The following is a 21,912-nucleotide window of genomic DNA, read 5'->3' on the forward strand; positions in this document are numbered from 1 at the left end:
CTCCTGGGGGTGTGTGGGCCGGGACGACCCTGCTGCCGCCCCGGCCCGGGCGGACATCAGCTGGCGCCACCGGCGTAGTACTTCACGGCTCCGGTCAGGTCGACCAGGGCGCCGTCCGCGCGCATCAGCGCCCGGAACGTCACCAGGTCCGTGTCGAACGCGAAGTCGTCGGACCGCTCGAAGCGGATGCCGCCGGCGAGCCGCACGAAGTACTGGCTCATGTCGCCGAACAGCACCGACTTCGCGCTGGTGGCAACCGCAGCCATGTTCGGCTCGGTCAGGACCGGCTTGCCGAGGATGGTGTCCGGGACGCCCGCCTGCAGACCCGGCTGCCAGATGTACTGGCCGGTGGTGTCCTTGAGCTTGCGGGCGTTCGCGATCGACGAGTCGGCCATCATCCACGTCGCCGCCGAGGACTTTCGGTACGGGGCGATGACCGAGAAGAACAGGTCGATCAGGTCGTCGGAGCTGAACGCGCCGCCGACGCCGGTCCCACCGGTCTTGCCGAGGCTCGCTCCGTGGACGACACCGTCGGGCTTGCCGCTGCCGTCACCGGTGATGGCGTGGGCACCGAAGGCGTTGCCGAGGGCGCGGCCGGCCTGCATGGCGAGGTAGCCCTCCAGGTCGACGCCGGTGTCGTCGAGGAGCTCGCGGCTGATCTGGATGAGCGCGCCGTACTTGTAGGCGCCCAGTTCGACCTGCCCGAACGTCGGCTCGCTCGTGCCGATGGTGCTGCCCTCGGTGACCAGGGCGGCGGTGCTGTGCGCCGTGGTCTTGGGGATCTGGATGGTCTCGCCGCCGGCGGTGTTGAGGATCGTCGCGCCCGACTGCATGATGGCCGAGTTCTGGATCAGGTGCTCGACGAGGCGGTCGTAGAAGTTCGTCGGGACCGTGTCGCCGCCCGCCGTGGTGGTGCCGACGGTCAGCGCACGGGACTGCACCTTCCGCCAGTCGACCGGGCCTTCCGGCAGTACTTCGAAGAAGCGGCTGCGGGTCTCGCCGCGCATCCACGCGCGCAGCTCGTCGCCGCCGTCCCCGGCGTCACGCTCCGCGGTGACGTGGCGGTTCGCGGCGCCCCCCTGGGCGCCCTTGTTTTTGCCCTGGCTGGTGTGGAGGCGGTTGAAGGCGTCGTCGGCCTCCTTCGCGCGCGCCTCGGTGTCGAGCGCCGACTTGATGCGCTGGTCGAGCTGGTTGATCTCCTCGTTGAGGACGTCCCACTTGCCCTGCTCTTCTGCGCTGAAGTTGCGGTTCGCGTCCGACGCGGCGTCGGCGATCGCCTTCGCCTGCTCCCACACGTTCGCACGACGCTCACGCAGGGTCTTGACCATCTCAGACATGGGTGGACTCCCGTCCGTTCGAAGAAGAAGTGATTTCGAACGGGAGCCCTCGCGGTCCCACACCCGTCAGGTGTCGGTGGCCGGCGCCTATGCGCTACCGGCGGTCCGCTGATCGCTTCCACGTGCCACATGACAGCCCGTTGTGTGCTTCACCGCATCCAGGGCGGTCGTCGACCGGGGGTAACCCAAGTCGGCGCCGTGACGATGCGGCTACGCGGTCCAGGACTGGCGTGCCGCCCCCGCAGTGCGCGGGGGGCTTTAGGTGCGACGTGCCTGCGTGAGCGTGGCAGGTCAGATGTAGGGGTCTTCCTTGCGGGCCAGGAGCGCCGCCGCCGCGGCGGGCCCGAAGGTGCGCTTGACCGGCTTCGGCTTGGAGCCGCCGGTGCTGGTCGCAACGAAGAACTTCCTCAGCTCGTCGTGCTCCGCCATGGACCGCACCTCGTCGAGAGGGGCGTCGAACTTCGTGGCGAGGGAGCGCAGGCCGGCGCTGGTGTCGTTGTACGCCGGGACGTTCACCGGAGCCACGTCCACGAGCTGTACGGCCGTCAGGCGGCGCAGCGGGTAGCCCTGCTCCGTCATCGACCAGTCGTCGTCGATCGTGCGGAACGCGAAGCTCGACTTGCGGACATCGCCGCGCTGCACCAGTTCGGTGACGTACTCCATGGCCCTCGGGGGGTCCACGTCGTAGGACAGGCCGTAGGCGTCAAGGCCCATGCGCAGGGTGCCAGCTGCGGTCGTTCCGAGGAGCTGGTTGTCGTCGTGGTTGTAACGGGCGATCACGTCGGGCCAGCCGTCTCCCCGGGACTGATTGAACGCGATCGGGTCGACGACCTCGATGAACCCGCCGAGGTTCTTGCTGTTGCGGTTGAACACCGCCGCGTACCCGCCGATGGTCGCCCTGTCGCCCTCCAGCGCGCGCAGTTCGGCCTTGCCAGTATCGCCGGAGGTGAACCGGCGCTCGATCTCCACGGTGCTGCCTCCAAGGCGTCGGGGATCAGGTGGATAGGATCCGCCGGAATGCCGGCGGTGCTCGTAGGTCACTGGTCGCCGACAACCCTCAGGCGGCCTTCGCCTTCGTTTCGGATCGCAGGCGGGCTGATCGACGCGCCGGCCGCAATGGGCAGCGGCGTGTAGTCCTGCCCCTTGCCGTCCGGGAGCGGGGCCATGTGCTCCTTGTCTCGGATCTCGTCGATGTTCGTGGCGCCGATGAGACGCTGCTTCTCGTACATCGTCCACCGGGCCACCGGGTCCAACCGGACCAGGCTGTCCGCGTCGAAGCACACGTACTGCCCTCGGGGAAGCAGGGCCGACAGGTGCTCCTCCAGCTTCGAGATCCACGGCAGGAGGGTGAGCTGGATCAGCTCGATCTCCCTGCCCTGCGGGCTTGAGTACGACATCGACCCGCCGGTCTCACCGCCGACCAGTTCCGGCGGCACGCCGTAGATCGCCGCGATCTGTGAGGCGGTCATCCGCATCGTCTCTACGAACGACACCTCGGATGCCGGGAGCTGGATGGTGTCGAACTCCCAGTCCTTGCCGTACACGATCGGCTGCCGCGTCCGAATGGCCGCAACCAGGCGGTCCTTGATGACCTGCGCATCCTTCTGGTCCACGACCTGGTTCACGTTCTTGAACGCCCCCGGCGGCGCACCGCCCGAGTTGAACCAGGTGTCGGTGTACTCCTGGGCTGACAGCCCCGTGGACACGCTCGTCGCGAACGCGGCCATCGGCGACAAGCCCCACACGCGGCCCGCCACCGCGATCCACGGGATATGAACGATGTCCTCGGACGGTACCTGCCGGCCTAGGATCATCCAGATCGGGTTGACGTAGCTGCCCGGCCCAGACGGATTCGTGTCCAGCACCTGCACCCACGATCGGGGCAGCCACTCGATCTGTGTCGGATAGCCCAAGTAGTCGCGGTTGGTGATGTAGCCGACTGCGTTGCCGTGCAGGACCATGCTCATCACGGCCCGCTGGATCCAGTCGTGCAACGTCCCCTGCACGCTCGGCTTCGTGAACAACGATGCCAGCGGCATGCCCCGCTGGGCGTCGCCCACGGACCGGTACTGCCGGACCGGCACCGACGCCAGGTTCGTACTGAGGATCCGCGCACTGCCCCACATGGCCGCCAACCGCATCGCCCGCTCAGGCGACACCGCAGTCGCGGGCCCCTCGCCACCGGCCACCCACGGCAACGACGAGATCGACCGCTTTTCCGTCCCGCCCCGGGACTCCACACCGAGAACCCAGCCGCCGACCCGGCGGGCACCGCCACCGATGCGCCCGAGGCGCCGCCGCCACACAGCCGCCGCCGAAGCCCGCCACGACCGCTGCGCGGGCACCATGCGAGCGTCCATCCACGTATCGCCCACCAGCACCGGGGCACCGTCGGCTGCGTCCGGGGGATGCCCACGTGAAGCCCGTCGCCATTTCATCAGAAGACACTCCCCAGCAGGTCGTAGTCGGCGCCTTCAAGGAGGTGCTGCCGGGTGACGTAGGACCAGCGGGCCAGTGACATCGCCACCAGCGGACTCGTGTCGACCTCCGCACCCTTCGGGGTCCACGCGATCGTGTCCCCGGTCTGCCTCGTCTTCGCCCCAGCCACCGCCAAATCCAAGGGTCGGGCCGGCACGTACCGGAAGGACTCCTCCCGCACCGCCTCCAGCATCTGACCGGTCGCCGCAGCCATCTCCACCGGGCCGGTCACCGCGAGATCCCCCGAGTCGGGATTCTCCGCGTCATCCGGCCGCTGGAAACCGGCCTTCGACAGTTCCACTTCGAGGAACGCGAACGTGCCCCGGCCCATCGCCACACTCACTGGCCCGAGCGCGCCCCGAAGCTCCACCAGCCGGTCCACGACCCACTTCGTGCCCGGCCGGTAGTCCGCCAACTGCACGTGCCCCAGGTCGTCCGCGCGGGTGCCGTACACGGCGACCGCCGCGTAGTCCCGAAGCGGCGACAAGTCCACAGCGACAGCGACCTGGCCGTCACGCCGCGACTCGCTGTCTGCCATCCGCGCCCACGCCGCCGGGTCAATGACCAGGTTCCCGCGGGCGATCTGCGGCCACACACACAACCGCTCCCGAGCGAAACCCGCCGCGCCCATCGACCGGCGCTCACGGAGGATCGTCTCCTCCGTCAGCCGCCGGCCCAGCGCCGGATTCGACGCCGCCCACAGTCTGCGGTCGTCGAGGTCGATGTCGTCCAGGTGATCGAGATCCCCGGCAATACCCCAGTCCCGCCACCCGAGACTGTCATCGCCGCCGGCGTCAGCGCGGGCTTTCAGCGCGAACATGACCTCGCCGGTCTCTCCCGATAGGGGCGGCGATGACGTGTAGATGATCTGCGCGTTCGGCCGGGCCGCCATCGCAGGCATCAGCGCATCCTGCTGCTCCATCGTGTACGCAAACGACTCGTCGATAATGACCAGGTCACCGGAGAAGCCGCGGCCCGAGCCCTTCGACCGCGCGACGAACTTAATACGCGCCTCAGTGTCGAGCCGCTCGAAGCCCTCTTCGCCGTTCGTGTTGACGAACTTGATCAGGACCCCACCGACGTCCCACAGGTTCTCGTTCGTCGGCGACACCTGCTTGCCCAGGCGGCGGAACAGCGTCCGCATCCGGCGGAACGCCTCCATCGACGTCTTGTACTCGTGCGCCGACCACATGATGAGCTGCTCGCCCAACAACAGGAAGCCGGCGAGCACCCGGATCTCCAGGATGCTGCCCTTGCCGTTCTGCCGGGCAACGATCTCGCCGTACTCGTAGCACGCCCACTTGCCATCGTTCCGGCACGCCAGCATCAGGTCGATCGCATCGGACTGCCATGGATCCGCGATAAGGCCCGCCCGCTCCGCAAGTTCGCACGCCTCCGGCCCCAGCGTGTACGCCGACGGCGGAGCAAGCTCAACTCTTGGCCTGCGCGCGCCGACCAGCAATGCGGGCGGTGAGGTCAGCGACACCCGAACCTCCCGCACTCATCTCGGGCTGCGCCCCCGTCTTGCCGGCCGCCTGACGCTGCCCCTGCCGCAGCTCGGAGATGATCCCCTTGAGGGCCACCTGCTGCGCCCGAGCCTCGGCAAGAAGCTGCGTGATTCCTGCGGATCCGTCCTCCTCGTCGCCAGAGCCGTCCACGAGGCGGCGAATCATGTCGTCGAGCAGCCCGCACCGGTCCGCAGTCCTGCAGGCTTCCTCCAGCAGCACCAGGTGCGCCGGCGTCAGCGACCACGCCTCCACCGAGTCGGCCCACATGCGACGGCCCCGCGCAGAAAGACCATGAGGCGGGTCAGCTGAATCCGTAGCCACCGCAGCCAGCCTCCGCTAGAATCAAAACACCAGGTCAGAGGTAGTCAGGACTGAGGTAGACCCGCCAAGCGAGGTCCCCGCTGACAGACCCGACCGAAGCCCCAAAGCTCTCCACCGGGACCCCATGAAGATCATGGGGTCCCTTTGATTTTTTGCGCGGGGGGATAGAGAAATCACTGTGGGCGGGGTCAATTGATCCCTCATGTCAAAAATGTCCGTTTTGCTAAATATGCAGACTAGCGCCATGGACGCGGCCATTGCTCCACGTCGTCGGAATCACCATGCTTGAGTGCGATGTTGTAGGCCGCACCCGCCCCGCTCAAGCCCAGGTCATCGCTGATGTCCTGCCATTTCCGCCCTCCGGCACGCATGCGCGCGGCTTCGTGCCCCACCTCTACTGAGATGGCAACACGGGCACGCGACGGACTGCACGTCCAACAGCGCCCACCTCGTAGCGTGTCACCGCAGTCCCGGCACTGACGTCGGTGGCGACTGATCGCCACTGCCATGGCAAGCGCTGGATCTTGCGCCCACAGCGTGGGCTGGTGGTCCTGGAGGTCGGAGCCGTCCTTGGGGCGAGAGAGATTGCACGTCCGGCAGATGATCCGGACATTGCCAATGGTGTGGGTGCCACCTATGCCGATGGGCACGATGTGGTCAAGTTGCTTGCTGTTGGGGTGGCCGGCCTCGCCGGTCATCGCGACCTGGCAGAGCGAGCAGCGATGCGCGTCGCGCCGTAGGTTTCGCTCATATTCGGGGGTGACGTCAGAGACGCGCTGCGGCGCGCGTCGCGCATGGTTCTTCCGCAGGTTCCGAGATCGCTTCCGTGCGAGCACGCACTGGTCGCAGAACCGGCCGTACTTGGTGCGAGGGCGCTTCGTAGGAGTCTCGCAGTCATCGCATGGCGCCGCCTCGATGGGCTGCCGGTGATCCCGACTGTACGCAGCCTGGCAGTCGCGGCAGTGGCTCCCTAGCACGCCGTGTGCTGACGGGCTGAAGCAGCTGATTGGCAATACAACCTGGCATCGGCTGCACGGTTGGTGCCCGAGTGCACAGTGTGCTGCAATCCGTCGGCACTCACGGCATCGTCGTTCACCGGGGGGCAGTGAACTACCGCCGCTCCACAGCAACTTGCCGCATCCGGCGCACGGGGTGTCGGGCTTCTTGGCCATACCCGATTTTATCGGGGCTCGCTGACACGTCAGAGGTTCGAGGCATCGACGGTCAGGCCGGGTGGGCGCTCGCGGTGCCGCTGCTTCTGCGACTTTCTACTGTTGCACTTGCGGTGGGCTAGCCGACAGTTCGCCCGGTCGAGCGGGTCGCCGCCTTGCCACAGTTCAACGATGTGATCCACGGTGCGGGACATTGGGTGCCGCCTGTCGAGGGACTGGTCGACCCACTTGCGGCACCACCAGCAGTGCGTCTCTTCGGCGAAGACCTGCGCCCTGAGCTTGGTCCATGCCGTGCCGGAGCGGCCGGGGCTGTAGGCCATGACCGCCTCCACCTGGTCAGGCCGGCTGTTGCCGGATCCGGTCGATGTTGGGTGTTGCGAGTCCGAGGGCGGGGTCGGTGCCGTAGTCGCCGCGGGCGAGGCGTTCGGGTTGGCGGCAGATGTTCCAGTCGCAGGGTGTGCCGGGTTCGATGTGCCAGCACTGCACCTGGTCGTCGTCCTCGTACTCGTCGCCTTCGTAGCGGCCGCTCATGAAGGGGTCTCCCCGCTCCGCAGCTCAGTCAGCTCCCGCATCCGCTGGTACTTCTCGGCGGTGGTGTGTCCGTCCCACTCTGCCGCGCCTGCGGGTACGTGGGCGAACAGGTCGATGTCGTCAACGCTGATGTGCCAGGACCACTGGCCTACCGGGGTGTCGAGGTAGACGATGCGCCAGTCGATGTCCTGTGGATCTTCAACCATGGTGGACGGGTACAGGCTGGCGAGATGCGCGACGAGGTGGGCTCGTTCGCGGTACACGGCCGTGAGTTGCTGCTGAAGCTGGTCTCGCGTGGGCTTCTCGCGGGGCTCCCACCAGTGGGGCGGTTCGGCCTTGAGCGGGGTCATGATGCGGTCTCGTGCCGCGTTGGTGCCGTAGGCGTTCATGAACCGGTCGCCGTTGGCGTTGATGGCGTAGATCTCGGTGCGTATCCAGCGCTGCGCGGTGGCGTCGCTCTCGATGGTCATGTCGGCGTCGAGCGGCACGTTGTTGGGGTCGATGCCGTTGGCTCGCAGCCAGGTGCAGAGTTCCTCACGGCGGTCGCCGGAGAGTTCGGCCATGGTTCCTCCAGGTGTGCGGACGCCCCGGGCCTGGAGGTTCCGGGGCGTCCTTCCCGCCGGGATCAGCGGCGGGCGTCAGTGGTGTTGTACGGCGTGCACGAACGCGGGGATGGCGAAGGCGCAGAGCCCGGCATAGGCGATGCGGTCGCGGTACGGCAGCGCGGGCAGGAGGGCTGCGAGGCCGAGGAGTACCACGGCGATCAGGTAACAGATCAGCTCAAGCACGGCGCCTCCTGGGTGGTGGAGTGGCCGCGCGCCCTGCCCCGCAGCGGGGCGCGCGGCGGCGGTTCGGCCTTCTGGCACCCCCGCGGGCCGCACGTGGTGCGGCGGCATGACGAAGGCCCCGGCACGGTGTGCGCGGGGCCTGTTCGTCTGGTGTTCGGGCATGCCGAGCACGGGGTCACTGTGACACCCGGTCACCGAACTGTCAAGGAGGACTTGAGACTTTCCACTTCGTGGAGGTCGACGAGGACGCGCCCATCTGCGTCGTAGCCGTGGCGGGTGAGCTTCCCGCGCTGGATCCACTTACGCATTGTGGCGGGCTTGACGTCCGTGGCGACGGACGCGGCGTAGGAGTCTGCGAGTACCACGGTTACTCCTCTCCGGCGATTCGCCAGCCGCGCTCGCCGTCGTCCACGAGGTGGTTGCCGCAGAGGGTGCAGATGACGGACGTCCCCGGGATCTGCCCGATTGTGCTGACGTCGACAGGGCTGTGCGCCATGCAGGTACCAATACTGCGCAGGGCGATGACGGCTGCGGCTGCGGTCCCCGGCTCAGGTGCGACCCCGAGGAGGTCGTGTTCGAGGACGGCGATCCGGGTTGGGTTCGCAACCGGGACGGGTGCGGGCCGTTCCTTACGACGGTTGCGGCCGAATCTCATGCCGCCACCTCCCGTGCGATCTTGAGTACTTCGCTCAGCGGCACGTCGACATACTCCGGCGCGAGTGTCGGGCCGGTGGCGCGCCCGAGCCAGGCCTCGGTGACGTCCACCCCGTTGACGGTTTCGGCCCGGATGGGGTTGTGGATGGTCTCGATGTGGACGACGGTGATGTCCTGCTCCAGCCGTGGCACGAGGTAGCGGCGCACGACTTCTTCGAGCGGGAAGTCGAGGTCGAGGCCGTTGGTCTCGCAGTAGTCCCACCACTCGTCGGGGTCGTTGCCGTCGTTGAAGCCCCACTTCGACAGCAGGCTGCTGCTGAACAGCGTGATGACCGGCTCGCTCATGGCGCCCACTCCGGTCGGTAGTCGGGGTGGTCGGCGTAGGGCAGGGCGAGCAGGCGGAGTGTCTGACACGGGAAGTGCCCGCCGGGTCGGCCGTCGATGTGTTCTCGCCCGCACCGCCCGCAGATGGTGTCGCCGTTCTCCGCGACCCAGGGTTCGTGGCATTCCATGATCCGCCGCTTCGCGTCGATGTCGGCGAGCACGAACGCCGGGTCGTGGCGGGCGATGTGGGCGACTGGCGCGCCGGGCTCGTCGACTACGTCGGCGCCGTTGCTGCCTCGCACCCAGTCGTCGTCATCCCTCCACGTTTCCCCGTACTCCGCGGCGACGTGTTGGGCAGCCTGCTGGTCTTCGTTGAGCCGGGCGTTAAGAAACGCGATGAGGTCCTCGGTCATCGACGCCATCCCAACCGCGCCGCGATGTCCCTCAGCCGTAGCGGGGGTGCGTGCATGGGCCCTACCTGGATGCCTGGCGTCGGCTTCCACGTCATCGACTTGGACCAGTCGACGGCCTGCCACGCGGAGATCAGACGTTCACCAGCTTCGGCCGCAGTCACCCCAGCGCCAGCCACGACTCGCCGGAACTCAGGCGATACGGCGGCCTCTGCGATGTGAGCGGCGGTGGTTCCCCGGTACTCGGTCATGCGACCAGTGTCCTCTCTGCCTGGTCGTGGTCCATCCAGCGCCGGAGGTTGAGCCACGCGTCGGGCGGGAAGCGGGTGCCGCACCGGTGGCAGTACACGTCGGTGGTCCCGGCGGGCACGCGGATGGTGGCGCCGCAGATGCTGCCGTCCGTGTCCTGGGTGGGGCACTGCCCGATGGGTGTGGACCGGTCGGCGGGGTTGATGACCGTGAGGCAGCGGCCTTCGAGGGCGGCGAGTTCCCTGGCGAGGTCGGTGGCCAGCTCCCACTGGATGCTGACCCAGGTGAGGTGCGCTTGGAGGCCGTGGGCTGCGCGGCGGATGCGGGCGGGTATGCCACCGGCCCGGATCGGGCCGGTGAAGCCGCGGTCGGCGTGCACGGCAGCCTGCCAGTCCTCCAGGACGCCGACGATGCCGCCGGGCCCGCGGAGGTCGAGGACGGTTTCCCGCAGCGGCAGGGGGGCTTCGGCGGATGATGCGCGCCCGAACTCTGGGCGGCGGGACCCGGGCGGCAGCCAGGCGGCGAGGGCGGTGTGCAACTGGGGCAGGCGCTGCAGGCGGTCCCGCAGCCGGTTGGTGCAGGGGGCGCAAAGCTGGGCGGGGATGTCGCTGGTGTGGCCACAAGCGGCGGCGTGGGTTGTGGTGCTGGTCATCGCAGGCTCCGTGGTGCGCTGGGGCAGTACGCTGATCGCACCGTTTCCAGAGGGGCGCCCTTTCGTCCGGCCAGACCAGGGCGCCCCTCTTCTTTCCACCCATTGTGCGGGGGTCGCCTGACACCGCCCGGGGTGTCAATCCGCGGGTCAGTTCTCGTCGTCAGGTGACCCATCGAACATCCAACCGAGCATCCAGGGCTTCCGCGTCAGTTTTTGCACAAGCTCCGCGTGAGCTGCGGCCAGCGCTCTCTCGTCGAGCACCAGCAGTTTCCCTGGCGGGCAGGTCGGGCTGGGCTTTACGGCGAAGATGTCGGCGGCACCAGCCTGGTCGACGGCCGCCCGGATCTGCTGCTCGCGGTGCGGCTCGCAGAGGATCGTCCGCCTCGACTCCTCACGTACCACGTCCAGGAACGCCAACTCGGTGACGATTCGGTCCCACAACTCGCTCATGCCGCCAGTGTGCGCCCGGCGTCCGACACGGGGCCGTCCGCGCGTTCCCCTGCGCCCGCACCCGCCTCACGGGCACCATGGGCTCATGGTGGTGACGTATGCGGTGGTTGGCGGGTCGGAGGCTGAGGTACGCACAGCCCTGCAGCAGCTCGTAGACATCCTGGGGCTTGAGTGGGCGACCCTGCCGCAGCAGATGCCGGGGCAGCCCAAGTGGGTGGGCCGCGCGACAACACCGGACCCGCAAGCTGCGGCAGCACTGCCCGCGGTGTCATAGTCAGCCGGCGCGCTTCCCGCCCCGCTTGGCCGTCGTCTTCTTGGCGGGGGTCTTGCCGCCTTCCATCTGTCGGATTAGGCCGACTGGGTGACGCTCCGAACGAGCAGCAGTGTCTTCTCCAGGTTGTCGCCCTCCTGGACCTGCACCGAGTCGAGAGGTGCCCACATGACTACGTGCCCGGCGATCAGGTTTTCCTCTGTGCGCACCCACTGTGGCGTGGAGATGCCCACCCACACGCTGCCATCGGGACGCCCTTCGATCCGCGTGATCGTTCCGCGGACCGTGCCTGCCCGGTCCGGCAGGCGAATCCAACCTCGGGGCTGTGGTGCGGGTACGTGGTGAATCGACATGGCGCCCAGCCTGTGAGTGATCTGTGCACCCCGGCGGAAGGCCCGCCGGGGTATCACCCGTTCGGCGCCGTTTGCGTCACGCCCCGGGCAGGGTCTCCTGCTCCACCTCGAACCGTCCGGGCCGGCGGACGGCGGGATCCCCGCCGAGCTTGCGCCGGCATCCCTCCCCCGCCCCGTACCGTCGCGCCTCCCGCGACGTGAGGGGCCGGCCGCACATCCCGCACCGGACCACCGCACGCCCCGCCGGTTCCTCGTCCGCGGTGAGACCGGACAGCGGGGCGGGGTCGGGGAGGTCCGTCACGCGTCGTCCTTTGCCAGTCGCTCGCCGAGCTTGGCGGCGAGGGCGTAGGCGGGGTGGTTGTCGAGCTGGCGGCTCGAGGTTGGCTGAGCCCACCCATTTCGCGAGTCGAAGTACCGAAGCTCGAGGTGAAGGATCTTCGCAGGCGGGCGTTCTCGATAGCGCTCGAACAGCCCATCGTCGTGAGGCTCAATGAGGTTGCAGCTTCGACACAGCAAGCCTCTAACGAGGCCCGTTTCATGGTCGTGGTCGAGCACCATGCGGATGGCCCGGAAGCCGCAGACCGCACATCGACCCGCCTGCCAGTCGTGAAGCGCCCTTCGAAGAGCCGCCGGATCATCACTGGGGCTGACGGCTGCTGGCTTCCATGACCAGCATTCGGGAACTCGAGCATTGAAGCGCTGGAGGCGCTGCTCATCTTGCGCTGCAAAGCCAGCATCTCGGATCTCGCGGAGGGCCACAGGTAGGTGTGTCCCGCAGAGCTGTGGGTTGCCTTCGACGTCTCGGGGCCACTTGCTGGCCTGTTGCCTACAGCGCGCGCCGGACGTGGTGGTTGCGACGCACGTGCTCACAGTCCGATCCCCCTCATCGGGTTCTCCTCATGGGCGTCCACGGCGCGGATGTACTCGAGCACCTGCGGTGATCCTTCGGCCCAGCGGCCTTGCGCGCGGATCGCTGAGATCGGCGCGCGCTTCTTGTACGCCTCGACGGCACCGCCGGCCCGAAAGCCGTGGGCGGTGTAGATGAGTTCGTCATCCGGTAGGACTCGAGCAGCGCGGCGCTGGACCATCTCGTTGATCGCGTCCCCGGACATGGTGTCGCCTGTGATGACGTCCCATCGGTTGATGGTGCGGAGCAGGCGCCCGGTAGCGATGCCGCGTTCGAGAAGTGCTTGGCGGTAGGCGCGGACGACGCGGACGGGATCGGTGTCGTTGTGGACTCCTCGAGGGACGACGACTTCGGCGCCTTCCCCTTCCTGGTCGGTCTTGGAGGACCGGATGAGGATGGTGAGGTCGCCTTCGTCGTCTTCGGTGATGTCCTCGAGATGGAGTCCCGCGAGTTCGGAGCGGCGGGCCATCATGGCGAATCCGAGGATGAAGATGACGCGGTCTCGGAGCCCGGCCAGTGTCTCGAGGTCGCAGTCCTCGAGTAGCAGGCGCAGCTTGGCCAGGCCGATGGCGGGAGCCTTGCGTTTGCGGGCGCCCCCTTCTGCGCGCTTCTTCCGGTAGCCCTTGAGGACGCGGCGGGCTTGGTCCGTCTCGGGCTGACGGGGATGGCCGGCTGTCTTGTGGGCGGTTCGGATGACGGCGATGGCCTGTTCGATGCTCGAGGGCGCCAGGGGTCGCCCTGTGCTCGAGGGGGTGAGGGTCAGGTGGGTGACGTACTCCCACAGGGTTCGGTCGGTTGCCGGGAGGGGGACACGGCCTTGCTCAGCGCACCACTTGAGGAATGCGTCCCACTGGCGACCGTATGCGCGCTTGGTGTTATCGGGGATGGACTCCTCGAGGGCGCGGCGCGCTTCGTCGGAGACTTCGTGGTCTCGCTCGGTGTGGATGAGGGGTGCAGCTTCGTCGCGCGGCACCGGAAGGTGGCGCTCGAGGGGCGGCTCGTTGTGGTCGCTCATCCCCCAATCTTACCGCCGATAAGACAAGTTATCCGGGGTTAGAGCCAACTCGAGGAACCGCGCCGCCCTGCCGCCGGCCTGTCTTCGACCGGCGACAGGGCCCGGTGCTCACCGCCTGCGGTTCGGGCGCATGATGAGGTTCCGACCGATCGCCGTGATGGCGGCGAGGACGTGGAGCAGGTACAGGTAGTCGTCGCGGTCCATGTGGGTTCCTTTCGTTGGTGCTGGGTGGTCGTGTCGGGGCGTACACAAGCAAGCGCCGCGGCTTGTGTCCTGCCGTGGCGCTTGGGGTGGGTGCGGGCGCTTACGGGGCCCGCCAAATGGGCCTAGGGAGTCGAACGCACTTCGGGCGGCCGCCGTCTTCCCTGCTCTGCCTAGAGCGGGATGGTTACGGCGTGCAGACGGGGCAGTGATCCACAAGGCTCCTTCGGCCGGGCATACGGAAGCGCCCCGGCGGTGGTGCCGGGGCGCTGAGCGGGCGGATTGCCCACGCGGGGACGGCTGGGCTCTGCCTTCGTAATGGGGGATTTCGGCCCGGAAGTGACAGCGACTTCATCGCCGCTGGTCGGCGGCCTGGCGGGTGGCGCCGCACTGGCCGGCGCGCGGGTGCGGCCGGGGCGCTGCGGCTTTCATGGTGGGTCTAGCGAGTGGAGTGCTTGCGGGGCGAGGCGAACCGGCGGGTGCCTCTATCGTCGTTATGTTGGAAATCTGCCCCGGATGTGACAACGACTTGTTCCGCCGCAGGTCAGCCGGTCGGCGGCTCTCGCAGGTAGTAGATCTGTTACGACAGCGGTTTGCTCACGTCTCGGTGGCGGCCCCGCCGTGACAGTCGCAGGTGCACTCGGCCATGTCCTGCTTGCGGGTGAGTCGGCAGCTTGCGTGCTCCCGGCGCTCCCACTCCCCCAGTTCGGCAGCGTGATCGGTGAAGACCTGGCTCGCCAGGAAGCAGGCTCGGGCGGTTTCGCACGCAGTAGACGTGTACGAGCGCATTTGCGGGGCGATGAGCCGCCTCAGGTGTTCGGGGAGCGCGTCGCGGTCGGAGCCGGGCGGGGGCGGCACGTACAGGCCCTGGATGGCGGCCAGAACAGCGGCAGCTTCCCCGCGGTGGTGGTCGCTGGGGATGTCGTTTCGGGACAGGTCGTGCTCGTGGTCGTAGCGGTGGATCGCCTTGGCGATGGTCGCGAGGAGTTCGTCGGCGGGTGTGGTCATGTCAGCGCTCTCTCGGCTTGCTGGACTTGCCGCTGTACCAGGGCAGTGCCAGCCCGTCGTCCTCGGCGCGCGGGATCAGGTGGAGGTGCAGGTGGAAGACGGACTGGGTGGCGGGGCGGCCCTTGCTGGTGATCAGGTTGTAGGAGCCCATTCCCGTGAGGAACTCGGCAGCGCAGAGCATCGTGGCGGCGGACACTTGGGGGTTCTCCACGAAGTCCCGCACGTGCTGGCGGGGGATCACGAGGAGATGGCCGCGCGTGACGGGGTTGAGCGGTTCGATCGCGAGGGCTTCGGGCCACTCCGCGACGACGGTGGCGGGCGCCCGACCGGCGACGATCTCGCAGAACGGGCAGGGGTCGGTGGTCATGTTGGTCCTTCCGTGCCCGGCCGCGGGTGGCGGCCCGGCGGCCCGGCGGGGCGTCAGGGGGTGGGGTTGGCGATGGCGAGCAGGACGTCGGCGTGGCACGGCATGGAGTCGGCGCACCAGCACATGAGGTCCCGACCCGCGAGGTCACAGCGGGCGGCTTCCAGCAGCTCAGGCTGCGCATATACCCACACCTCGAAGCATTCGACGGCGAGTGCATGAGCGTCCCGCTGGTTGTGGGCGGGGATCTCACGCCGGAGGCCTACCGGGGTTCTGCCGGGTCCAGTCCACTTCACGGTCCAACCGCTGAGGGTGTCGGTCTCAGCGATGGCCCACGGGTTGCCCCACTTGCTGCCGCGGCCGACGTACACCGCGCCTTCGGGCTTCCGCCAGCCGGCCTGGCGCTTGCGCTGGATCCGCTCGGGCATCAGGCAGCCCCGTCCGCGGGCTCGCGCTGGGATCCGGAGCAGTCGGCGAGGCCGGGGGAGGCGGTGCCGTCATCGGAGCGGGCCCAGTGGCGGCGGATGAGGCCGTTGGCGGTGAGCTGGTAGGTACGTCCGCAGACGCGGCACTTACCACGGCGGTGTTCGGGCATTGCGGTCTCCTTGGTGTTGTGCGGGTGGTTGTGCGCCTCGCTGGCGCTGTGCGGGTCGTAGGGCGCCGGGGACGCCGGACGGCTGCGAGGCCGCGAGAGGGGCCACCAGGGCCGTCTCGGGCCTGTTTGGCAGACACCGTCCGGCAAGCCATGGCCTCAGGCGGGCGCGTGGGCGATCTCTGCGCCCGCACGCCGTAGCGCCCGCAGGCACCGACCGCAGGACACGTCGGCCGTTGGCGGCAGCCAGTGGTTCTCCGCTCCGTCGGCGAGGTAGTACTCGCAGGCCGTCTCGTGGGCTCCGCCGAGCAGCTCGCGAGCAGCGTGGGTGGCACGACCGCCGTACAGGCGCACACGCAGCGGGTGGCGGGTGGGTGTGGTCATGTGGTCCTCCGGGTGTGGGTGTGGTGGGATCGGGGGTGCCGGCCCTGCCTGTTAGCCGCAGGCAGGGCCGGTCCAAGCGAGGTCACGCGGCGGGGGCGATGCGCGCGGCGGTCACGCCGAGGGCCGCGGTGAGGCAGGCGACGCCGAGCGGTACGGGAACGGCGTTGCCGATCTGCTGCCAGGGGTCGCGTCCGGACCACGGGTAGTCGGCGGGGAAGCCCTGGAGCGCGCCAGCCTCCGCGGGAGTCAACCGGGGCAGCTCGCGTCCGTCGTCGGCCACCAGCCGGTTTCGGTTGATCCGACCGGTCACTGTGGCGGCCGGCTCGCTGTTGTGCCGGCGCCCGCGCTTCTTCGGGTCACCGCCGGTGCCGTAGTTGCTGATCACGGTGAACCCCCCGCGCCCCGGCAGGGCGTCGCCCATGACGACGGTCGGCCGCAAGCCGTACTCGGCGTCGGACAGGGTCCGCCCCCACGGCCGGTGCGTCCGGGCGGGCATCCCGACCAGGCCGTCCCGCCGGGCCAGCAGGACTGCGCGGCGCCGGGTCTGCGGCGCGCCGTACTCCTCGGCCCGCACGACCCCGCACGCAGCCTTGTAGCCCTCGGCGCGCAGCAGGTCGACGTACAGCTCCCACACCGGCAGCACCTGCGGCACCTGCGGCACCTGCTCCAGGATGATCGCTCGGTACGGGCGTTCGGCGTCTGCGGCCTCCAGCGCCCAGCGCAGAGGCTCCAACACGAGGCCGGTGCGCTCGTCGCCGATACCGGCCAGCTCGGCTGCGACGTCCTCGCGGGCGGCGCGCCGCTTCGCCAGGCCGAGCACGGTGTCGAGGGCCCGGCGCCCGGCCCCGCTGCCGGCGACGGTGAACGTCTGGCAGGGCGGCCCGCCGGCGAGCACGTCGGCGTCGGGGAAGTCCGCGGGCCCGTAGGCGCGGACGTCGCCCTCCACTGTGGCCAGCCCCGCCGCCCGTCGGGTGTCGCAGGCGTCCGGGTCGTACTCGATACCGATGCTGGGTACGCCGAGTTGCCGGGCGGCCAGGTCGAGTCCGCCGGGTCCGGCGAACAGGTCGATGATCACGGGTCTCCTTGGTGGTCGGGGTGGTTCTGCTGGGCCGCGTTCGGCCGGTGCGCGGGGTGTTGGTGCAGGTGACAGGGCTACGCGGCGGCAGCGGTCGTCTCGTGCGACGCCGCATCCAGGGCGGTGGCGGCGCGTTCGGTGTCGCGCTGTTTGCTGATGGCTTCCTGGGTGGTGCGGAGCCATGCGGCGACCACCTGGGGGTTGTCGCCGGCGTTGAGCCGGTCCGCGGCCTGGTTGGCGAGCTGGTTGAGGTTGGTGATGGCGCGGGCGTCGGCGCGGCGGTTCTGCTGGGCGATGCCGGCCCAGTAGGTGTCGGCTTGGGCCTGCTGCTGCTCGTGCTGGGTGTCGCGGAGGAGCCCGGCGCGGGACAGGACGGTGAGGACGCCGCGGGCGATGTCGTTGGCGTGCCAGAGGATCCAGCGGCGCTCCTGGATGGCCGCCCATGCGATCTTTTCGATGGGGGTGAGGGGGTCGTTCTCGCGCAGGAATGCGGTGGCCTGGCGGCTGGGTGCGCACGGGTATTGGGTGCAGGACTCGAATGGCCCGTTGTGGGTGGCGTTGAAGTGCGGGGCGGTGTGTGTCTGGGGCTGCTTGCGGGTCATGGTGGTGGTCCTTTCAGGCGGCGGTCTGGTGGGCGGGGGCGGCGGTGGGGGTGTAGGCGGCCTTGTCGCGGCGGGTGGTCCAGCCGTGTCCGCAATGGGGGCACCGGTAGGTGTCGGTGCGCTGCTGGCCGTAGGTGCGGCTGGCGACCGGGTCGTTGGGGCCGGTGCAGCACTCGGGGCAGTTGTCGGTCACGGCGTGCTCCCGTCGGGCGGCTTGGGTGTGATGGCGCATCCGCAGTCGGGGTGGCAGGTGTTGGGGCCGGGGTTGCCGAGCCCGAAGGGCCAGGTGCCGGGGCGGTGGAGGGGCCCGTAGTCGGGCGGACCCGACTGGGGGGCCTCCGCTTCGGCGGCCCGGGTCTTCTTGCGGGTGCGGCCGGTGGTGGCGAGGAGCATGTCGACGAGGTCGCCCTGCTCTTTGGCGGCGGCCAGGTCGTCGGGGGTGAGGTCGGCGGCCATCAGGTCTGTGCCATGTCCACGAAACGACTCAGGTACAGCTGCGCGGCGACTGTCACGACCGCGGTGGGCCCGTTGCGGTTCTTCTCCACGATCAGGTCGGCTTCGCCGGCCCGCGGGGACTCCTTGTCGTAGGCGTCCTCACGGTGGAGCAGGATCACGATGTCGGCGTCCTGCTCGATCGCCCCGGACTCCCGGAGGTCGGACATGACGGGCTTCTTGTCAGCGCGCTGCTCCGGGCCGCGGTTGAGCTGCGACAGGACCACCACAGGCACCCCGAGCTCCATGGCCAGCACCTTGAGGGCACGGGTCATGTCGGAGACTTCCTGCTGCCGGTTCCCGTCGCGGCGGGTGGTGCCGGACGTCATGAGCTGCAGGTAGTCGATGACGACGAGGCGGAGCCCGGTGGTCTGCTGGAGGGCCCGGCAGCGGGCCTGGATGCGGGCGACGGTCTTGTTGGGGTCGGTGTCGATGTGCAGGGGCGCGTCGGACACGCGGGGCATGGTCTTGGCGAAGCGGGCCCAGTCGTCGTCGGTCATGCCGCCTTGCTGCCGCAGGTGGTGCAGGGGGATGCGGGCCTGCGCGGAGTACAGGCGGTTCTTGATCTCGTCGCGGCTCATTTCGAGGGAGAACAGCACCGCGGGCAGCCCGTGCTGGATGGCGCAGGACCGGAGGATGTCGAGGGCGAACGTGGACTTTCCCATGGCGGGGCGGGCGGCGACGATGACGACCTGCCCGGGGAGGAGCCCGCCGGTGAGGGCGTCGAGGTCGATGAACCCGGTGGGGACGCCGATGGATTTCCCGTCGCGCTGGAAGTGCTCCAGGCGGTCGAGGTACTCCTCGTCGTCGGCGGAGACGTGGGTGTCGGTGTGGGTGCCGCCGTGGCTGATGATCGCGGCGAGGACGCCTTGGGCGTCGTCGATGATGGCGGCGGCGTCGGCTTTGCCGCTGTACGCGATCTGCTCGATGCGGCCGGTGGCGTCGAGGACTCGCCTCAGGTCGGCGGTGCCGCGGACGATCGTGGCGTAGTGGCCGGCGCTGGCGGGGACGGGAACGGCCTGCACGCACACGCTGAGGTAGACGGGCCCGCCGATACGACCGAGCTCTCCCCGTTCGCGGAGGTGGTCGGTGACGGTGATGGGGTCGACGGGCTGGCCGGCCCCGTACAGGTCGAGGATCGACTGGTAGATCACCTGGTGGGGTTCGCGGAGGAAGTCCGTCTCGTCGCGGAGCACTTCGATGACGTCGGGGATGACGTACCGGGCGGACATCATCGATCCGAGGACGGCCTGTTCGGCGGACATGTCGGATGGTGGGGTGCGCTCCGGCTCCGGGTCGGCGTGGTAGTCGCTCACGCGGCCCTCCGGCGGTCCGAGCCGGTGAACTTGATGAGGGTGGCGCCGTCGGCGAGCCGGGATGCGGCACGGGGCCCGACCACGGCCGCGAGGTCCTTGACGTTCGACGCGAGGATGGTGGGGCGGCGGTGCTGCCACCGGGTGTCGATGAGGGCGTGGAGGTGTTCGGCGTCCCAGTCGTTGACGCGCTGCACACCCAGGTCATCGATCGCGAACAGGTCGGCGCGCTTCCACAGGTCGACCAGCTCCCGGTTGCCGGGCCGGTCGGTGGCGGCTTTCACCTCGTAGGCCGCGGCGATCTCCAGGCGGCCCCGCCAGTTCGCCCGCACCAGGGTTTCCGCGATCTTCCACAGGGTCCAGGTTTTCCCTGTGCCGATCTCCCCGATGAGGGCGAGGGAGCCGCGGGCGCCGGCGAGGTACTGGTCGACCCAGGCGTTCACGGAGGGGTGGAGCTCGCCGGGGGTGTCGAACGCGGGCGGGCGGCGGACGGCGAGGATCTGAAGCCGGCGGTAGATGGCTTCCTTGCGGGCGAGGGTGCGGGCTTCCTCCCGGTGGGCGTTGTCGTCGTAGGGGTCGTAGGTGTCGGTCACAGGACGTCCTCGATGGTCAGGTTGTTGATTTCGTCGGCGGTGGGGAGCGGGCCGCGGATGGCGGACGGGCGCTGGCCGGGCTGGAAGGGCACGACGTTGCTGCGCTGCTGACGCTCGCGGGCGCGCTGGTAGGAGTCGGCGATCCACTTCTGCCAGGCGTCGTGCCAGTTGCGCTTGCGCCGGCCTTCGGAGCGCCAGTAGCGGATGAACTGCTCCGTCTCGAAGTCCGGGTCGAGACTGGGGTACGTCGCGAGAACCCAGCGGCGCATGGTGTCGTTCAGGTGAAAGTCGTCGGGGATGAGGTGGAGGCCGTCAGGCCGCTGCCCCCCGGAGCCCTTACTTCCTGCGCTTTCCCCTCCTACCTCAGCCATAGATGTAGTTGGGGTCGGGTCGGGTCGGGTCGGGGCACCGTTAGTAACGCCGTCACGGGATCTGCTGACCTGCGGGTCTTCTGGTTCTTCGTGACGGTTACGAGGCGCCGTCGTGTCGCCGTCGTGTCGCCGTCGTGCAGCGTTCGTGTCGCCGTCGTGCTTTTCGCCGAGACGAGTAACGCCGTTACTGCTGCCGTTACCGGGCGGGGTGGGCTTGCCGTTCTTGCGCCGCCGGAAGCGCTCCTGTCGTTCGGCGTTCTTCTTCCGCTCCAGGAGCACCTGCTCGCGGGACGGGTTGTAGTCGAGGTAGTCATGGATGACCCAGCCGTCGTCGCCCCGGTCCCAGAGGCCGGCGGTTTCGAGTTCCTGGGCGGTGGTCTTCACGCCGCGGATGCGGGTGATGAGCGGGAGCTCGCGGTCGCCGATGTGGCCATCGGTGAGGTTCTCCGCACTCCAGCAGATCGCGGAGACGTGCAGCCGGAAGGCGCGGTCGGACAGGAGCGCGACCTTGCGGTGCGAGGGGAAGCGGTCGTCGAGCTTTGCCCACGTCATCGGGATCTTCTTTCGGGCGTGCAGGGATGGGACCGAACGGCGTCTTGGCAGTGATGCGGTCGCACTGCCATACTACTTTAAAGATTGGCCAGATAGGAAGGATTGGAAATGACTTACACTCTTGCCATGGCTGCTGACCAGGGGATCGAGACCGCCAAGGACGGCGTCGCCGAGGTGTCCATGACGTCCGCACGTGCTCACCTGACGGAACTGATCCGTGGCGTCCGCTACGGCCGCGGCGTAGCCGCCTTCAAGGAGCGCGGCGAGCGTCGTGCCTACGTCGTGACACCGGCAGCCTTCGAGCAGGCGCAGAAGGACCGGGCCGCACTGGATGCACTCGTTCAGCGGATTCGCCACAAAGACCCGCTGGAGCCGGGCAACGAGGTCTTCACCGACTGGTACGCGGAGTTCCGCGAGCACATCGAGACTTCGCCCTGACACGTCCCCTCCCCTCCCCTGGCCCCGTTTCGGCGGGGCTTTGTGCTGTGCGGTGATCTTTCGGTCTGTTGTTGCGGCCCGGAACCCTGTGCTGTCCCCCACTCCGCCCCACTTGGTTTGTGCTGGTGGTGGGCTTGCGCGGTGCTGGAAGTGGGGTGGAGTGGGGTCGGCTGGGGCTTGACGCCGGCCCGGGGCGGGTGGTCAGCCCCGGGCCGGCGGGTCTCAGGCGGCGGTCTCCTGGTGGGTGGCCATGGTGCTGAGGAGGTTGGCGCCGTCCTCGTTGCCTTGGGCGGTCATGGCGCTGGCGGCGATGCGGTACGCGCGGGCCGTCACGTGCGCTTCGTAGGCGTCGAGGTGCTTGGCGATGGCGTCGGGGTGGTTGCCCGCGAGGCCGAGTTCGGTCGCGGTCCGGGTGCGGTGCTGGGCGAGCTGGTCGGTCATGTCGTGTCCTTGTGTCGTGGGATGGTGGGTGGTGCGGGCCGTGGCTTCTTCGTCAAGCCGCGGCCC

33 protein-coding genes are annotated in these 21,912 nt (G+C 68.9%); 1 reads left to right on the plus strand and 32 read right to left on the minus strand.

Going from position 1 to position 21,912, the window contains the following annotated elements:
* Positions 1-56: 56 nt before the first annotated feature.
* From ACH4SE_RS29450 to ACH4SE_RS29600, 31 genes are all read right to left on the minus strand, one after another.
* Positions 57-1,337 carry a phage major capsid protein gene (locus ACH4SE_RS29450; protein ID WP_398546547.1) on the minus strand — a complete coding sequence of 427 codons (1,281 nt, stop codon included), beginning with the start codon at positions 1,335-1,337 and terminating at the stop codon, positions 57-59.
* Positions 1,338-1,628: 291 nt separating this feature from the next.
* Positions 1,629-2,306 (minus strand): HK97 family phage prohead protease, encoded by a 678-nt coding sequence (locus tag ACH4SE_RS29455; RefSeq protein WP_398546548.1) that lies wholly within the window; start codon positions 2,304-2,306, stop codon positions 1,629-1,631.
* Positions 2,307-2,374: 68 nt separating this feature from the next.
* Positions 2,375-3,718, minus strand: a complete 1,344-nt coding sequence (locus ACH4SE_RS29460) for a phage portal protein (protein ID WP_398546549.1) — start codon at positions 3,716-3,718, stop codon at positions 2,375-2,377.
* A 56-nt stretch (positions 3,719-3,774) separates the two neighbouring features.
* Positions 3,775-5,301: a hypothetical protein gene (locus tag ACH4SE_RS29465; RefSeq protein WP_398546550.1), complete on the minus strand. Its 1,527-nt coding sequence runs from the start codon at positions 5,299-5,301 to the stop codon at positions 3,775-3,777.
* The gene (locus ACH4SE_RS29470; protein WP_398546551.1) at positions 5,246-5,590 is read right to left on the minus strand and encodes a hypothetical protein; all 345 of its coding nucleotides are present in this window, start codon (positions 5,588-5,590) and stop codon (positions 5,246-5,248) included. The genes ACH4SE_RS29465 and ACH4SE_RS29470 overlap by 56 nt, the downstream gene beginning before the upstream one ends.
* Before the next feature lie 290 nt (positions 5,591-5,880).
* Positions 5,881-6,816, minus strand: a complete 936-nt coding sequence (locus ACH4SE_RS29475; RefSeq protein ID WP_398546552.1) for an HNH endonuclease — start codon at positions 6,814-6,816, stop codon at positions 5,881-5,883.
* 29 nt (positions 6,817-6,845) lie between these two features.
* On the minus strand, positions 6,846-7,136 hold the full coding sequence (locus ACH4SE_RS29480; protein ID WP_398546553.1) for an HNH endonuclease: 291 nt from the start codon (positions 7,134-7,136) through the stop codon (positions 6,846-6,848).
* Positions 7,137-7,152: 16 nt separating this feature from the next.
* Positions 7,153-7,347 (minus strand): hypothetical protein, encoded by a 195-nt coding sequence (locus tag ACH4SE_RS29485; protein ID WP_398546554.1) that lies wholly within the window; start codon positions 7,345-7,347, stop codon positions 7,153-7,155.
* Positions 7,344-7,910 carry a hypothetical protein gene (locus ACH4SE_RS29490; protein WP_398546555.1) on the minus strand — a complete coding sequence of 189 codons (567 nt, stop codon included), beginning with the start codon at positions 7,908-7,910 and terminating at the stop codon, positions 7,344-7,346. Before ACH4SE_RS29490 ends, ACH4SE_RS29485 begins: the two co-directional genes overlap by 4 nt.
* A 75-nt stretch (positions 7,911-7,985) precedes the next feature.
* Positions 7,986-8,135, minus strand: coding sequence for a hypothetical protein (locus ACH4SE_RS29495; protein ID WP_398546556.1), 150 nt, complete (start codon positions 8,133-8,135; stop codon positions 7,986-7,988).
* Between the two features lie 367 nt (positions 8,136-8,502).
* Positions 8,503-8,631 carry a hypothetical protein gene (locus ACH4SE_RS29500; RefSeq protein ID WP_398546557.1) on the minus strand — a complete coding sequence of 43 codons (129 nt, stop codon included), beginning with the start codon at positions 8,629-8,631 and terminating at the stop codon, positions 8,503-8,505.
* Positions 8,632-8,786: 155 nt separating this feature from the next.
* Entirely contained in the window at positions 8,787-9,134 is a 348-nt protein-coding gene (locus tag ACH4SE_RS29505) for a hypothetical protein (protein ID WP_398546558.1), read from the minus strand.
* On the minus strand, positions 9,131-9,526 hold the full coding sequence (locus tag ACH4SE_RS29510; RefSeq protein WP_398546559.1) for a DUF6221 family protein: 396 nt from the start codon (positions 9,524-9,526) through the stop codon (positions 9,131-9,133). Before ACH4SE_RS29510 ends, ACH4SE_RS29505 begins: the two co-directional genes overlap by 4 nt.
* 244 nt (positions 9,527-9,770) lie before the next feature.
* On the minus strand, positions 9,771-10,424 hold the full coding sequence (locus ACH4SE_RS29515; protein WP_398546560.1) for a hypothetical protein: 654 nt from the start codon (positions 10,422-10,424) through the stop codon (positions 9,771-9,773).
* A gap of 147 nt (positions 10,425-10,571) precedes the next feature.
* Complete coding sequence (locus ACH4SE_RS29520) at positions 10,572-10,874, minus strand: hypothetical protein (RefSeq protein WP_398546561.1); 303 nt, start codon at positions 10,872-10,874, stop codon at positions 10,572-10,574.
* A gap of 348 nt (positions 10,875-11,222) precedes the next feature.
* Complete coding sequence (locus ACH4SE_RS29525) at positions 11,223-11,354, minus strand: hypothetical protein (RefSeq protein ID WP_398546562.1); 132 nt, start codon at positions 11,352-11,354, stop codon at positions 11,223-11,225.
* Between the two features lie 220 nt (positions 11,355-11,574).
* Positions 11,575-11,799, minus strand: a complete 225-nt coding sequence (locus tag ACH4SE_RS29530; protein ID WP_398546563.1) for a DUF6011 domain-containing protein — start codon at positions 11,797-11,799, stop codon at positions 11,575-11,577.
* Entirely contained in the window at positions 11,796-12,257 is a 462-nt protein-coding gene (locus ACH4SE_RS29535; RefSeq protein WP_398546564.1) for an endonuclease domain-containing protein, read from the minus strand. The genes ACH4SE_RS29530 and ACH4SE_RS29535 overlap by 4 nt, the downstream gene beginning before the upstream one ends.
* Before the next feature lie 107 nt (positions 12,258-12,364).
* Positions 12,365-13,420: a hypothetical protein gene (locus ACH4SE_RS29540; RefSeq protein WP_398546565.1), complete on the minus strand. Its 1,056-nt coding sequence runs from the start codon at positions 13,418-13,420 to the stop codon at positions 12,365-12,367.
* Between the two features lie 798 nt (positions 13,421-14,218).
* A complete protein-coding gene (locus ACH4SE_RS29545; RefSeq protein ID WP_398546566.1) occupies positions 14,219-14,629 on the minus strand; it encodes a hypothetical protein in 411 nt (136 codons plus the stop codon).
* Between the two features lies 1 nt (position 14,630).
* Positions 14,631-14,996, minus strand: a complete 366-nt coding sequence (locus ACH4SE_RS29550) for an HIT family protein (RefSeq protein ID WP_398546567.1) — start codon at positions 14,994-14,996, stop codon at positions 14,631-14,633.
* 53 nt (positions 14,997-15,049) lie between these two features.
* Entirely contained in the window at positions 15,050-15,421 is a 372-nt protein-coding gene (locus tag ACH4SE_RS29555) for a DUF4326 domain-containing protein (RefSeq protein ID WP_398546568.1), read from the minus strand.
* Positions 15,421-15,588, minus strand: coding sequence for a hypothetical protein (locus ACH4SE_RS29560; RefSeq protein ID WP_398546569.1), 168 nt, complete (start codon positions 15,586-15,588; stop codon positions 15,421-15,423). Before ACH4SE_RS29560 ends, ACH4SE_RS29555 begins: the two co-directional genes overlap by 1 nt.
* A 156-nt stretch (positions 15,589-15,744) precedes the next feature.
* Positions 15,745-15,969: a hypothetical protein gene (locus tag ACH4SE_RS29565; protein WP_398546570.1), complete on the minus strand. Its 225-nt coding sequence runs from the start codon at positions 15,967-15,969 to the stop codon at positions 15,745-15,747.
* Positions 15,970-16,051: 82 nt separating this feature from the next.
* Positions 16,052-17,044 (minus strand): DNA cytosine methyltransferase, encoded by a 993-nt coding sequence (locus ACH4SE_RS29570; protein ID WP_398546571.1) that lies wholly within the window; start codon positions 17,042-17,044, stop codon positions 16,052-16,054.
* Positions 17,045-17,121: 77 nt separating this feature from the next.
* A complete protein-coding gene (locus ACH4SE_RS29575) occupies positions 17,122-17,646 on the minus strand; it encodes a hypothetical protein (RefSeq protein WP_398546572.1) in 525 nt (174 codons plus the stop codon).
* A 13-nt stretch (positions 17,647-17,659) separates the two neighbouring features.
* Entirely contained in the window at positions 17,660-17,839 is a 180-nt protein-coding gene (locus tag ACH4SE_RS29580) for a hypothetical protein (protein WP_398546573.1), read from the minus strand.
* Complete coding sequence (locus ACH4SE_RS29585; RefSeq protein WP_398546574.1) at positions 17,836-18,102, minus strand: hypothetical protein; 267 nt, start codon at positions 18,100-18,102, stop codon at positions 17,836-17,838. The genes ACH4SE_RS29580 and ACH4SE_RS29585 overlap by 4 nt, the downstream gene beginning before the upstream one ends.
* A complete protein-coding gene (gene dnaB / locus ACH4SE_RS29590) occupies positions 18,102-19,454 on the minus strand; it encodes a replicative DNA helicase (RefSeq protein WP_398546575.1) in 1,353 nt (450 codons plus the stop codon). The genes ACH4SE_RS29585 and dnaB overlap by 1 nt, the downstream gene beginning before the upstream one ends.
* Positions 19,451-20,044, minus strand: coding sequence for an ATP-binding protein (locus ACH4SE_RS29595; RefSeq protein WP_398546576.1), 594 nt, complete (start codon positions 20,042-20,044; stop codon positions 19,451-19,453). Before ACH4SE_RS29595 ends, dnaB begins: the two co-directional genes overlap by 4 nt.
* Positions 20,041-20,967, minus strand: a complete 927-nt coding sequence (locus ACH4SE_RS29600) for a hypothetical protein (protein WP_398546577.1) — start codon at positions 20,965-20,967, stop codon at positions 20,041-20,043. Before ACH4SE_RS29600 ends, ACH4SE_RS29595 begins: the two co-directional genes overlap by 4 nt.
* Before the next feature lie 126 nt (positions 20,968-21,093).
* Here ACH4SE_RS29600 and ACH4SE_RS29605 point away from each other — a divergent pair, with 126 nt between their 5' ends.
* Positions 21,094-21,405: a hypothetical protein gene (locus tag ACH4SE_RS29605; RefSeq protein WP_398546578.1), complete on the plus strand. Its 312-nt coding sequence runs from the start codon at positions 21,094-21,096 to the stop codon at positions 21,403-21,405.
* Positions 21,406-21,627: 222 nt separating this feature from the next.
* On the opposite strand, the gene ACH4SE_RS29610 is transcribed toward ACH4SE_RS29605, so the two are convergent.
* A complete protein-coding gene (locus ACH4SE_RS29610) occupies positions 21,628-21,846 on the minus strand; it encodes a hypothetical protein (RefSeq protein WP_398546579.1) in 219 nt (72 codons plus the stop codon).
* Between the last annotated feature and the right edge of the window lie 66 nt (positions 21,847-21,912).

Origin of the sequence: Streptomyces sp. NPDC020983 (assembly GCF_044333485.1) — a bacterium.
GTDB lineage: Bacteria > Actinomycetota > Actinomycetes > Streptomycetales > Streptomycetaceae > Actinacidiphila.